This is a genomic window from Butyrivibrio sp. TB, assembly GCF_900110805.1.
Lineage (GTDB): Bacteria > Bacillota > Clostridia > Lachnospirales > Lachnospiraceae > Butyrivibrio > Butyrivibrio fibrisolvens_C.
In genome coordinates this window covers 241,929-256,035 of record NZ_FOER01000001.1, presented here as the reverse complement: position 1 = coordinate 256,035, position 14,107 = coordinate 241,929, and the positions used below count along the sequence as shown (strand labels likewise).

Genomic DNA, 14,107 nt, shown 5'->3' with positions numbered 1-14,107 from the left:
TTAAGTCTTTACTCTATTATTCTCTTAAATCTCTTCTCAATCTCATACCTACTCATAGAGATGATCGTAGGTCTTCCGTGCGGGCAGTTATAAGGATTATCCAGGGTCAGAAGCTCATCGATCAGTTCTTCCATCTCTTCTACAGACATCCTGGTATTGCCCTTGACAGAAGCCTTGCAGGCCATACTGGCAATCTTATAATAGATTACGTCAGGTTCTCTGTGACCTGAATCATGTGTCAGCTCGTCAAGGATCTGCATGAACATCTCCCTTGCGTTGGTACACCCAAACAGATCCTGTGGTACCGCACGCATTGCATACTCCTTGCCTCCAAATTCATCTATCTGAAAGCCAAGATTTTCGAAGTATTCTCTGAAGGACAGGAACATCTCCTCCTCCTGAGAGCTAAAGGTCATGATAACAGGCGGCTCCATAAGCTGTGATGTCATGGTTTTATTCTTAAATCTGGCCATCATGTGCTCGAAATTGACCTTCTCATGAGCTGCATGCTGATCTACCATGTAGATTTTGTCCTTGAACTCAAGGATCCAGTATGTATCAAAGATCTGACCTACTATGTGATACTGACGCCTATTTTCTTTAGTCAGCATCTTGGTATCAAAAAGTTCCATCTGTACAGGCTTTTCGATAATGGTGGTCTCAGACTTTTTGATTATAGGTGATTCATAATCTTCCGGCTTTTTGACAGGGTCTCCTAAGATTTTATGAACCAGATTCTCATTGGACTTGATCTGCTCAGGATTCTCTGTATTATGAGTCGACCAGATAGGATTTTTATCATTATCTGTAACTCTGACAGGAACCTTTGCAACATCACTTATATATACAGGCTTTATATCTTCCTTGTGAAGTTTCTCATACCTTGAAGCTTCAAAAGGCTCTACATGATTTTGACGCGCATCCTTATCTGATGCAGAAGCGCTTTTTTCTTCCAGACTTGCAGATGCATCCTTGTCACCTGATGAAACAGGCGCTACAGCCAAATCCTCATCCGAGTCATCAATAAAAGTCACAAGGTTTTTGGACTTTTTGGGCGTAGATGTCGGATCCTCACGACTCTCATTCATGAAGATATTAGCACCTATCTGTTTGCCGTTTTGTGAAAACTCGCCATGAAAGCTCCCTGTCATAGGGGCGGCCTCTTGTCTCATTGCTTCCAGTCTCTTGGTATTGGCTTTGGCTTCAAGAGCTGCAGCCCTCAGATCTTCCTGCTCATCGCGAAGAGCTTCCGGAATCATCTCGTGGGACTTTAATACCTGCTCTACATTGATCCTTATGAATTCAAAAAGAGTGTGCTGATTCTGGAACTTAACCTCCATCTTGGATGGATGAACATTGACATCGATAAGGTCAGGATCCATCACTATATGAAGTACACAAAAAGGGAACTTGTGCTGCATGAGATACTGCTTGTATCCCTCTTCAATCGCCAGTGATATCATACGATCCTTAATATATCTACCATTAACAAAAAAGTTCTCAAAACCTCTGTTGGATCTGTTAAGAGTCGGCTCTCCAAGATAGCCTTCAAGCTGTATTCCGTCTGTTTCACACTTTATCGGAACAAGAGCCATGGACACATCTCTTCCGTAGATTCTGTAGATAAGCTCCTTAAGATCGCCGTTGCCTGATGTATGGAAACGGTCATCTTTATTATTGATAAAGTGAAAAGATACATCGGGATTGTCCATAGCAAGATGCTCTATAAGATCTGCCACATAGCTTCCTTCTGTTCTTGGGGATTTTAAGAACTTCTTTCTCGCAGGAGTATTATAAAAAAGGTTACGAACTATGATCGTAGTTCCGTTAGGTGCTCCGACTTCTTCAAGTTCGCCTTCCTGTCCTCCATTAATTGTATAACGGATTCCGGTAAGGCTGTTTGCAGTCTTTGTAACCATCTCGACCTGAGCTATGGCAGATATACTTGAAAGTGCTTCACCCCTAAAACCAAGTGTTTTAAGACTAAAAAGATCTCCGATATTTGAAAGCTTACTGGTAGCATGTCTAAGGAAAGCTTTTTTGACTTCGCTTCTTTCTATCCCGCTGCCATTGTCAGTGATCCTGATAAGATCGATGCCTCCGCCCTGAATCTCGACGGTTATAGCTTTTGCGCCAGCGTCCATGGCATTTTCCACGAGCTCTTTAACTACGCTGGAAGGCCTCTCTACAACTTCACCTGCAGCTATCTGATCTATGGTATTTTTATCAAGTATATTAATCTGCGCCATATAGCCCTCCTTTTTTTACACATAAGTCCCCAAACTAGCTTACATTGCCCTTCCAGCGATTCTTGAGATCGCTTTGAAGTTTATAAAGTGTATTAAGTGCATCCATTGGTGTCATGTTGGTGATATCGATCTCCTCAAGTTCCTTTAGGATATCTTCATCACTTACACTTTCAAACAGTGACATCTGGTTGAGATCAACCTGATCGTAATGCTTTGCAGCAGACTTCTTAGAAGGCTTCTCATCTGTAAGAGCTGCTATCTCCTGAACTTTCTCAGTTATATCACTGTTCACAAGCTCAGAACATATCTGCTTGGCTCTGTCAGTTACCATAGCAGGTATTCCTGCAAGTCTTGCAACTTCGATACCATAACTCTTGTCGGCTCCGCCCTTTATTATCTTTCGAAGAAATACTATATCATCACCTTTTTCCTTAACAGCAATGCAGTAGTTCCTCACAGAATCAAGCTTGCCTTCAAGTTCTGTAAGTTCATGATAATGAGTTGCAAACAAAGTCTTGGCTCCAAGATACTTCCTGTTTGCAATGTGCTCTATAACAGCCCATGCAATGGATAGTCCGTCATAAGTTGATGTTCCTCGTCCTATCTCATCCAGAATGAGAAGGCTCTTACTAGTGGCATTTCTAAGGATATTGGCAACCTCATTCATCTCAACCATAAATGTTGACTGGCCGCTTCCAAGATCATCACTTGCTCCTACTCTTGTAAATATCCTGTCAACTATACCTATTTCAGCACTTGTAGCAGGTACAAAACTTCCTATCTGTGCCATCAGTACTATAAGAGCAGTCTGTCTCATATAAGTGGACTTACCTGCCATGTTGGGACCTGTGATGATGGATATAAGATGCTTCTTGTTATCAAGGAATGTATCATTGGATATGAAAAGATCTGTTCGATCCATCATAGCCTCTACAACAGGATGTCTTCCTTCCTTGATACGGATAGTTCCATTTTCAGACAGAAGCGGTTTAACATAATGATTTCTTTCAGCAACATAAGAAAGAGAAGCATATACATCAAGCGCTGCTATAGCCTTGGCTGTACGCTGTATCCTCTGTATCTGTGCGCACACACTGTCTCTTACCTCACAGAAAGCATCGTACTCAAGTCCGTTTAATTTATCTTCTGCATTAAGGATAGTGTCCTCAAGCTCTTTGAGCTCAGGTGTTGTATAACGCTCGCAGTTGGCAAGAGTCTGTTTTCTTGTAAAAGTATCTGGCACCAGATCCTTAAAGGAGTTTGTAACTTCAAAGGCATAGCCGAACACGTTACTGTACTTGATACGAAGGTTCTTGATACCTGTTTCTTCTTTGACCTTGGATTCAAGCTCGGCAAGCCACTGTTTACCATTGGAACGGGCCTGCCTGAAATGATCTATATCACTGTTATATCCGTCTTTGATCATACCGCCTTCTCTAATAGTAAGAGGAGGCTCTTCCACTATAGCTGAGTCTATAAGCTCATATATATCCCTAAGCTCATCGATCTCACTATAGATCCTGTCAAGTTCCTTATTGCCCTTCATATCTTCAAGAGCTATACGTATAGCAGGAAGCATTCTTATAGAATTTCTGAAGGACAGAAGGTCACGAGGATTAGCTGTCTTATAGCTTATACGGCTCATTATCCTTTCAAGGTCATAGACAGGAGACAGATATTCTCTTATTTCATCCCTGGATACAGCATTGCCGCAAAGGGCATCAACAGCATCCTGCCTTGCCTTCATCTCTTCGATATCTATAAGAGGCTGCTCTATGAAGCTTCGAAGCATTCTGGCACCCATAGCAGTCTTAGTCTTATCAAGTACCCAGAGAAGCGTTCCTCTTTTTTGCTTGTCGCGAAGAGTCTCTGTAAGCTCTAAGTTACGTCTTGTGGATGTATCAAGGAGCATATACTTACTTGTAAGGTATGGAGATATATGAGTTATATTGGACAGATCAGACTTGGCCATCTCCAAAAGATACTGGATCATAGCGCCTGCAGCAATTGTTCCAACCTTGAAATCATCTATTCCAAGTCCAATAAGCGAGCTTACGTGGAACTGCTTCATTATAGCTTTATGTCCTGCATCCTCGTCAAAATATCTGGCATCAAGAGGATAAATAGTGATACCCATCCTGCTCTTTAAATCTTCAAGACTGACTCCGCTCATAACAAAAGCTTCGTTACAGATGATCTCCGAAGGTTGATACTTTGCGATCTCATCAAGAACGCTTCTTATCTTACCTGCTTCTGTAAGATAGAAATCACCTGTTGATACGTCGCAGATAGCTATTCCTGTAACATCACAGCCATAGTACAGGCACATTATGTAGTTGTTCTGAGTCTCTTCAAGAGACTGGGCATCTATATTGGTTCCGGGAGTTACAACTCTTATAACATCTCTTTTGACAATGCCTTTGGCCTGTTTAGGGTCTTCTACCTGCTCGCAGATAGCAACTTTGTGTCCGTTCTTAACAAGTCTTGTAAGATAAGAATCAACCGCATGATAAGGTATTCCGCACATGGGAGCTCTTTCAGGAAGACCGCAGGCCTTACCTGTAAGTGTGAGCTCAAGCTCCCTGCTGACTATCTCAGCATCTTCAAAGAACATCTCATAGAAGTCTCCCAGTCTGTAAAAAAGAAGGCATCCGGGATTCTCCTCTTTTGTCTTTAGATAGTGCTGCATCATAGGTGAAACTTTGGTAATATCGGGTTTTGATGCAAATTTCTCGCTTGCCCCCGTTGTTACTACTTTTGTATCCAAAAGTACTCCTCCGTTTATTGTTACTTATTGTATATTTTTAATACTATACAAAATGATCAGATACTCTTTTGTATATAAAGAGAGTCTTTTTATAATAGCCCTCTTTACAGCAATCATTTTAGATCATATGTCCTATGAAATAAAATCCCTTGCATTCATCAAGATGTACGTCAACAAACTGACCGATCAGTTCCTCTCCGCCCTTGAAGTGAACCAGAGTGTTATTGGACATACGGCCCGTTACAAGAGTATCATCCTGCTCATTGAGTGACTCAACAAGGACTCTTTGATCAGTATCATTAAAGCGCGCTGACTGAGCATGCGCTGTTTCCTGTACAACCTTTAAGAGCCTGTCAAAGTTATGCTTTACTTCCTCATCAGAAAGCTTTGTTTCAAATGTAGCCGCAGGAGTACCTGTACGCTTTGAATAGATGAAAGTAAATGCGTTGTCATACTTTACCTGCTTGACAATATCAATTGTATCATCTACATCTTCATTGGTTTCACCAGGGAAGCCTACGATGATATCTGTAGTGATTGCAGCATCAGGGATCTCACGCCTTATTCTTAAAGCAAGTTCAAGATACTGCTCCCTTGTATACTTTCTGTTCATCCTTCTAAGGATCTCTGTACTTCCTGACTGAAGAGGCAGATGGATATGCCTTGCGACTTTAGGATTATTCTTGATCACATCTATAAGATCCTGTGACAGATCCTTGGGATGTGGTGTCATGAACCTGACTCTCTCGATACCCTCAACTTTGCACACTTCTTCAAGAAGCTTGGCAAAAGATATCTTCTTATCTTCAGGAAGTCCTGTTCCGTAAGAATTAACATTCTGACCAAGAAGCATAACCTCCTTAACGCCGTCTGCTGCAAGCCTTTCAACTTCTCTTACGATATCCTTGGGGTCTCTGCTTCTCTCACGTCCTCTTACATAAGGAACTATGCAATAAGTGCAGAAATTGTCGCATCCAAATGTGATATTAACACCTGATTTAAACGGATACTTCCTTGCAACAGGAAGGTCTTCAACTATTTCATTGGTCTCTTTCCAGATATCTATGATCATCCTGTCAGATTCAAACATAGAGCACAAAAGTTCTGCAAACTTAAACAGATTATGTGTACCGAATATAAGATCAACCTGACGATAGCTCTTCCTGATCTTATCAACGGCAACCTGCTCCTGCATCATGCAGCCGCAGACACCTATCCTCATGTGAGGATTCTTTTTCTTAAGACTTCCTGCATATCCAAGACGGCCATATACACGCTGATCAGCATTGTCACGAACTGTACATGTATTGTAGATCACGAATTCGGCCTTCTCAGATTCAGTCTCTTCATAGCCTACAGCCTTCAAAACTCCGAGGATCTTCTCTGAGTCACGGGCATTCATCTGGCATCCAAAAGCAACACTGCAGGCACGTGGCCTTCTGCCAATCTCCTTGGCAAGCTCGTCCACATAACGTCTTGCTTTTTTGATAAAATAGTACTGTCTCTGGGGCTCAGCCTCCGGCACCTTGCCATCAAGATCTGCTGCCTCAATGAGCGCTTCCATCTTGTCATCAACTTCGTATAAATTACTGCCCTCTATTGATACTGCACCCTTTGCATCAGCATCCTTAACAGGTTCAATATTCTGGTTTAGATCATTAACTTTGTTTAAATCTTTATTCATTACTATTATCCTTTATAACTACCATAAATCTGAGCAAGATTCTCAAGGATCTCTACAGTCTTGTACATCTCCTGTACTGAAGCATACTCATACTTGCCATGATAATTGTAACCACCTGTGCACAGATTAGGACATGGCAAACCTTTAAATGACAACATAGCTCCGTCTGTACCACCTCTTATAGGATTCTCAATGCTTGTAACTCCTGCCTGTTCCATTGCTTTACGGGCATTGTCTATAAGATGCATATGCGGTTTCAGCTTCTCGATCATGTTGTAGTAGCTATCTTCCATTGTCAGCTCTACTGTGCCGGCGCCATACTTGTCATTAAGGAATTTTACGATTTTTTCTACAAGCTTTTTGCGCTCAGTAAATTTCTTCTTGTCATGATCACGGATGATGTAATAAGCTACAGCCTTCTCACAGGTTCCCTTCATGAGCGTGAGATGGAAGAAACCTTCTTTTTTCTCAGTATACATAGGATTGTCGAACTGAGGGAGCATTGACTGGAACTCGTAAGCGATAAGTGATGCGTTAAGCATCTTGCCCTTGGCATCGCCAGGGTGTACGCTTCTTCCGTGGATTATAAGCTCAACCTCAGCAGCATTGAAGCACTCATACTCAAGTTCTCCAAGTTTGCCGCCATCTACTGTATATGCAAAGTCTGCACCAAATCTCTTTAAGTCAAAAAACTTAGTACCCTCTCCAATCTCTTCATCAGGAGTAAAACCGATCCTGATCTTGCCATGTTTTATCTCCGGATGGCTAAGAAGATAAGCTGCCATTGTCATGATCTCAGATATTCCGGCCTTATCATCAGCTCCAAGAAGAGTTGTTCCGTCTGTAACGATAAGATCTTCACCCTTATGGTTCAGAAGTTCAGGGAATGTCTTTGGTGACAGAACTATCTTAGCACCGGTCTCAGGATCGCTCTCATTAAGAACTACATCCTTGCCATCATACTTTTCAACTATTCTTGCTTTAACATCCTTGCCACTGCAGGCATCAGATGTATCCATATGACTTATAAAGCCAAGAACAGGTGCTTTTTTCCTGCCAAGTGTAGAAGGAATAGTTGCATATACATAGCAGTGCTCTTTATCATAATACACATCACTTGCGCCTATTGTTTCAAGTTCGCTCACAAGAGCCTTGGCAAGTTCATGCTGAGAAGGCGTAGAAGGTGATGCGCCGCTTCTTTCATCAGACTGAGTATCAAACTTAACATATCTAAGAAATCTGTCAATGACTGTCTCTTCACTGACTTTAACATTTTTAGCTTTAGTAGCTGTTTTTGTAGTAGCCGCCTTTGAAGCAGTCTTCTTGGTAGCTGTTTTTGTTTTCTTTACTGCCATTTCTTTATTCTCCGTTTTATTTTCTTTTTTATTATTATCTTTTTTATTATTATCTTTTTTCATAATAGTCTTTAGGTTACTGCCTTTTGAACTATTAACTTTTGAACTATTAATTTTGGGACTATTATCCTTTTGGCTATTACCTTTCGAGCTATCAACTTTCCTATAAAGATAAGCCCTTTTTCTCATCCCGCACTTTTCGATAAGGCCGAGCTGTTCTAAGACTTTTATAGCTGTGCCAAAATACTTGCCACGGTATCTTACAAGCTTTTGAAACTCCTTGATAGTAAACTCAGCTGTAAGTTCATCCGGAAGGAATCTATTATACCCCTCCTTGCCCTTGATCACAATCTCATCAAGAAGGTTAAGAGGTATCCTATCATAGCGGTGCGAACCTTTCTTGTGGTCTTTGCTCCAACCATCAAGAAGTCTGTACTCTTCCAGTTCAAGGCATGTCAGGATCAGTGTAAGGCCCGGATGATCCAGATATTTCCTGATACTGTACAGATCTCTGAAAACTTTATAAAGATTAAAACATCCTCTGGGAGCATTCCTTTTAGTAATTTCACCCGTTTCAGGATCTATCCAGCACATCCACTTCCTGTAAGGGATGGGATACACCACAGTGACTTTATATTTTGGCAAAAAAGCTTCAAGCTTTGGTACAAGATAAGTAAAATTCCCATTTTGAATCTCGACTATCTTATCTTCATAGCAGATATCCGCAACAAAGTCTCCGACTCTTATCTCCTTAGCATCATCAGATGGAGCATAGAAATCCTTGACGATGCTGTGAAGAGTCTTTTCCTGCAAAATACCAATAGAATTTCTTTCATAACTTCGACCAAGGAACTTATCTATGGACTTTTTAAAAAGATCATTTGTGTCATTACCTGTCATGCCATTCCCTATGGGTCATAAGTTCACATCGGGATATATAGGATCTTATCCATATGCCTTTTGACTCTTACTTCTTTTTATTTTTTAAGAACACATTCTTAATATATGCAAAAGTCTCTTCCTCCCCCTTATCTGCGAGCATGTGAAGGAAGAATTCAAGCTTTTCTATAGTGTAAGGATGCATAGGTGTAGGTGTCTGCTTAACTGTCAGATAATAGTTAAGCGGATCTGCGGATGTATAAGCATCCTTCCTATAGGTACGGCTTGCTGCTACCCTGTCAGCTATCATCTCTGCTATATATCTGTCAGGCATCTTGCCCGGAAGCACCCCAAAAGGAGAACTTGAATCCTTGGAACTAAAATCTATCCAGTATTCATAGTGATGCTTGTTCCTGCCCTTATGATGAAGCCAGGCAAGTGACAAGCCGTTAACTTCCCTTTCACTGGCATTGGGAGATCTGTCTCCCTGATAATACCTGCATCCTTGAAAGAACTCAGTAGGAGAATACTTGGACAGGTCATGAGTAAGCCCCTGCCAGTAAAGTCCCATTTTGAAACAGTTACGGCGAACCATCCATCTATGTTTTGTTATAGTCTTAAAATGTCCGATCGCATTCTTAAGTTCAATCTTTGGCTGTCTGCCTCCCGGGCCGAGCTTAACCTCTCTTCCTACAGGAAAAGTATATGATGATGGCTTTATGTTATCTGCCTGTAAGGATGCATCACTTGTCCCTTGAAGGGGCATCTGCTGATTGTTTGTTTGCTGCATTTGTTGCATAGGATATGTTTCTACCGGTTCTCTCCGGTTCTCCTTTTGAAATAAAAATACTTACGCTTCTGGATAACAGTGTAGCTTTGGACTGGTCCTTTAATGTTCTGCCTCTTTTAGGAGTGCTGTAATCCGACTCCGAATCAGCGGTATCACATAAAAGCTGCCATTCACACCCTTTAGGAAGCTCCGGAAGTGAGAACTCTTTATCTTCCCAGTGCATATTGTAAGCTACATATACAAACGAATGTTCCTGACCTTTGCCGCAGTACAGGCCGCAGTACAGCATACCTATAGTATGACTGTATGCAGAAAGGTCAGGTCTCCAGGCCTGTGTTCCATGATATGAAAAATCAGGATAACCGACAGCCTTATAATCCATAAGTCTGTATGGCACAGCTGATCTGAACACCTCATACTTGTTTCTAAGACCTGTAAGGAATCTGGTGAAATCCACAAGATCCTTGTGCTTTGCAAAGTTCTTCCATTCGATCCAGCCTATATTATTGTCCTGACAGTAAGGATTGTTATTACCTGACTGTGAATTGCAAAATTCATCTCCGCCAAAGAGCATAGGCGTTCCCTGAGACAAAAAGAGCATCACAAGCGCATTTTTGATCTGCCTTGCGCGAAGGAGCATTATATCTTTTCTTCTGCTCCTTCCTTCCACTCCGCAGTTCCAGCTTACATTATCATCTATACCATCAGTATTGTTCTCACCATTGGCTTCGTTGTATTTATGATCATAGGTCACAAGATCTGCAAGTCTTGCTCCGTCGTAGTTACATATATAATGAACCGCGCCGCCTGCTGTTCCGGTCTCCTGTGACAGGTTAAGGAACGACTGAATGATATTATCATCACCTTTAAGGAAATGACGAGCTGTAAATTCAAAATCATCCTTGTACGAAGCAAGATTCCTCTTAGACGGCTCACGACTTGCACCTCCGTACAGATACCAGTAATCAAAACCATAATCAAATATCTTGATATCTGATAAAAGAGGGTCCTGGGACAGCATGGTTGAACTTACATTTTTGCCCTTAATATGGACGCCGTCAATATGGTACTCGCTAACCCAGTACCTCAGAATCTCCTGCATATTCTGATGAGTAAGACCTTCTGCAAAATAGGTCTGAACGATAACTTCGATGCCGGCTCTGTGGAATTCTCTTACCATGTCTTTGAATTCTTCAGAAGGATCATTGCCTTTGACAGCATACGCACTTCTGACTGCATAAGGGAACCCCGGTTCAAATCCCCAGAGATTGACCAGTCTGTCTGAATCAGAAGCTTCCTTAAGGAACCCGGCCTCACTTACCATGGCTCTATCCTTGGTCATATCACGATGAACAGGGGCATGCATAAACTCAAGACTTTTTCTTGATAAAACACTTGGCTGCTCATATACCGGCATAAGCTCTATAGCTGTAACTCCAAGAGACTTGAGATACTCAATCTTTCGCGCAAGTCCGAGAAATGTTCCTCTGTGCCTTACAGGAACACCGGTGTCCAGCATTGTATAACCACGCACATTTACAAGATATATAAAACTCTTGTCAAAAGGGGTATGAGGCCTTTTGTCATTGCCCCAGTCATAATCATCATCTGATATTATGCTGAAGATCTCGTCCTCTTTTTTGTAAACGCCAAACTCTTCAAGCCCTTGGATCCTGGTGCTTAAAGGATCTGCATATCTGTTGCCGCCGCTCATAAGCTGGTAAGCCCCAAATGCCAAGGCGCCACCGACAATTCTCACACTATACAAGGATCCGTGCCTGTACTGGTCTGTAAGTGGAACTATCTGCGGCTTTGCAGTATCTATTACTCCATCAGTACAAGGATATAAAATGATTCCGCAGCCTGTTTCATTAATAAAAGTACCACTGAAAATAAGATCCTGCCCCTTTATATACATTCCAAGGGGGTAAGGTTTTGCTTTCAGCAGTTTAAGTGATTGTGTCATAATCCTCCTAAGTGTCTGATGGATCGCAGGACTAACCTGATCTTAATTCATCTCATTTCAGCTTATCTTAATCTAGCTCATAATTATTCCAACATAGTATACCACAAAAATCCCGTCAGGTATGCTTCATATAAAAGCTAAGTTCAAAAAAGCCGCCCGGATAACCCGGACGGCCAATATTACCGCATTTATGATCTTATAGCTTTGCCATTGTCATCAAGATCGACAAGCTCATCAAATTCCGCTTCATCAAGATACTCATCAAAAGCTTCGGACACTTTCTCGTACTCTGCATCATCGCTGATGTATCCAAGCTCAGCGTCGTCTGATCCATTGTTTATGTATCTGTAGAACCACACATTACCGTCTGTATTCTGACCATTCTTATCAAGCGGAAGGAGTACAATGTAATCCTTTTCATTAACTGTAAGGATGATCATCGTAGCGCATGTAACTTTTCTGCCATCATCAAGATCCAGATCTACTGTGATTTCTTCACCATTCTCTATTCTCTGATTAATTTTCATGGCTATGTCTGAAAACAGCATAAATGCACCTCCTTATCCCTATTTATACCAAAACCAATATCCTAAAAAATTCAAGACTATTGACCATGATGGTCACGCAAAATAACCCCGTAAGTCACTGCGGATGTATATTCATCATATCATACATAGAGAAAAAAAGACATAGAATTATTAATATTATTTGTATAGAAAGCTATCAAAAATTTCATTTCAAGATCGTCATATACCCTGATCTTTCGGCATTTGTGGCGATATAGACAGCCGGCTGCTGCGTCTGTGGATCCTCAATTCCCAAAAAGATCTGATAGGTCGAAAGAGAATCAAAACTGACCGGTACGGTCGTCATAACATAAGTTGACTCACCGCCATAGAGTTTTGTAAGGTCTATATCAACTTTATATTTTTCTATATTACCCATCTCATCCTTTAGATATAGATACACAGGATAGTCCCAATAAATAGGAGCCAGCGCTTCATTAGAGATTCTAAGTCCTATAACACTCTGCGTATTATCACCGCCATATTCCATAGTAGTAACGGCATATCTGTAACCCAGCATCTTCATGATATCATCGCACCTAAACCATGCAGCGCCGGATAGATCTTCTCTTTCAGGGACTTTAGGTCCTATAAATGTCATATGGCTATCACTTATAAGGGAGCTTGTAGTCGCATACTGACTTATCAGCATATCTTCCATAGGGATAGAGCTTGTAAATTCACCTCCTACAGGGGCAGTTTTCCAAATATCAGGTATAGCGATAAGAGCGTCTTCTTCTCCTGTCTGTTCATATACGCCGCCTTCGTTTATCCAGGTAAGCCACTCGGTGGTATCTTTGTAAGATCCTGTCATATCATTAAAAACGCCTCCGCCTTCAGGAAGCTCTTCAAAAGGTCTTCTCATAAGGAGCTTAGCATCAGGGAATGCGTCTTCATAAGCCTTGACATATATGGTTCTTGTATCCGCATCAGGCATCACAGGAAGACCATCATCTTCATCAATGTTAATATGCCATTCTCCCCAATGTCCCAGACTTCCAAGCTCCACATATCTTACGAATGAATCCTTGGAAAAATACTCTCCAAGTGCCTTTAACGCTTCGTTATGGGCAGCTATAAAGTCTTCATTGCTATAATCGGGACAATATCCCTTACCATAGGACATATCATACTTTTTACCATCCTTGGTCATCTTATAGACCCAGTCCGGTATATCCATGTGATCTTCATCAGAAGGGACATCACAAACAAAACGGAGAACTGCATTCTTACCTGCATTTCTCCATTCCTGAAGATGATTGTCCGTTTCAATTTTTTCAAAGTCATATACACCTTGTTCCGGTTCAAACTCGGCCCAGGTGACTTCGATATAGACAAGCCTTACCTTGTCCATGTTAACATCAGTGCCTTCATCACTGTCTGCATTAGGGGCAAAGCCCATCAGCGGATTGTATAGCACTTCATCAGACAATTCATACTCTATAGTAATTGTATTGTCATACATAGAAGCAACAGTTACTGTCTCTTCCTCAGAACTGTCGGAAGCCGCTGTATCCGCAACATTCGCCTCTTCAGGCTCCTCTTCTTCTTTTTCAAACAACTGAGTAATGGATCCCTTGATAGCATCTATGTCTATAACGATGCCCAGATCCTTGCCAAATAGCATGATAAAAACAAAAATAGTCAGAATAATCAACACGATAAGAATAATATTTGTAATTATATCTTTGATCATAGTTGCACCCTTGCCACGGCTTCCTGCCTAAGGCCCAATCAACATCCTTGTATCCTGCGGCGAAAGAAGCTCCGGTGCATCAGCTCATTTGTAATAAAAGCATGATGAACAGGTGACAACTGCAACTTCCGCTAAGTAGTATATCGGTGTTATCG

At 41.5% G+C, this 14,107-nt stretch carries 8 protein-coding genes; all 8 read right to left on the bottom strand.

All coding sequences use genetic code 11. The features are described from left to right. Window positions 1-8 precede the first annotated feature (8 nt). Window positions 9-2,249, bottom strand: a complete 2,241-nt coding sequence (gene mutL, locus BMX21_RS19600) for a DNA mismatch repair endonuclease MutL (RefSeq protein WP_242952839.1) — start codon at window positions 2,247-2,249, stop codon at window positions 9-11. Window positions 2,250-2,283: 34 nt separating this feature from the next. Further along, window positions 2,284-4,941, bottom strand: a complete 2,658-nt coding sequence (mutS, locus tag BMX21_RS01080) for a DNA mismatch repair protein MutS (RefSeq protein WP_092040398.1) — start codon at window positions 4,939-4,941, stop codon at window positions 2,284-2,286. A gap of 193 nt (window positions 4,942-5,134) precedes the next feature. After that, window positions 5,135-6,580 (bottom strand): tRNA (N6-isopentenyl adenosine(37)-C2)-methylthiotransferase MiaB, encoded by a 1,446-nt coding sequence (miaB, locus tag BMX21_RS01075; RefSeq protein WP_092040395.1) that lies wholly within the window; start codon window positions 6,578-6,580, stop codon window positions 5,135-5,137. A 125-nt stretch (window positions 6,581-6,705) separates the two neighbouring features. After that, window positions 6,706-7,947 (bottom strand): peptidase T, encoded by a 1,242-nt coding sequence (gene pepT, locus BMX21_RS19995; protein ID WP_027204119.1) that lies wholly within the window; start codon window positions 7,945-7,947, stop codon window positions 6,706-6,708. 1,075 nt (window positions 7,948-9,022) lie between these two features. Then, the gene (locus tag BMX21_RS01065) at window positions 9,023-9,583 is read right to left on the bottom strand and encodes a DUF5662 family protein (RefSeq protein WP_092040392.1); all 561 of its coding nucleotides are present in this window, start codon (window positions 9,581-9,583) and stop codon (window positions 9,023-9,025) included. Window positions 9,584-9,677: 94 nt separating this feature from the next. Then, entirely contained in the window at window positions 9,678-11,690 is a 2,013-nt protein-coding gene (locus tag BMX21_RS01060) for an alpha-amylase family protein (protein ID WP_092040254.1), read from the bottom strand. 188 nt (window positions 11,691-11,878) lie between these two features. Continuing rightward, window positions 11,879-12,238 (bottom strand): DUF1292 domain-containing protein, encoded by a 360-nt coding sequence (locus BMX21_RS01055; protein ID WP_092040250.1) that lies wholly within the window; start codon window positions 12,236-12,238, stop codon window positions 11,879-11,881. Window positions 12,239-12,422: 184 nt separating this feature from the next. Beyond that, the gene (locus tag BMX21_RS01050; RefSeq protein ID WP_092040247.1) at window positions 12,423-13,952 is read right to left on the bottom strand and encodes a DUF4832 domain-containing protein; all 1,530 of its coding nucleotides are present in this window, start codon (window positions 13,950-13,952) and stop codon (window positions 12,423-12,425) included. Window positions 13,953-14,107 lie beyond the last annotated feature (155 nt).

Excerpts from the sequence above, each read along its gene's own strand:
- BMX21_RS01055 (WP_092040250.1), bottom strand. The coding sequence starts at position 12,238 with ATGCTGTTTTCAGACATAGCCATGAAAATTAATCAGAGAATAGAGAAT.
- miaB (WP_092040395.1), bottom strand. The coding sequence starts at position 6,580 with ATGGAAGCGCTCATTGAGGCAGCAGATCTTGATGGCAAGGTGCCGGAG.
- mutL (WP_242952839.1), bottom strand. The coding sequence starts at position 2,249 with ATGGCGCAGATTAATATACTTGATAAAAATACCATAGATCAGATAGCT.
- BMX21_RS01060 (WP_092040254.1), bottom strand. The coding sequence starts at position 11,690 with ATGACACAATCACTTAAACTGCTGAAAGCAAAACCTTACCCCCTTGGA.
- BMX21_RS01050 (WP_092040247.1), bottom strand. The coding sequence starts at position 13,952 with ATGATCAAAGATATAATTACAAATATTATTCTTATCGTGTTGATTATT.
- mutS (WP_092040398.1), bottom strand. The coding sequence starts at position 4,941 with ATGATGCAGCACTATCTAAAGACAAAAGAGGAGAATCCCGGATGCCTT.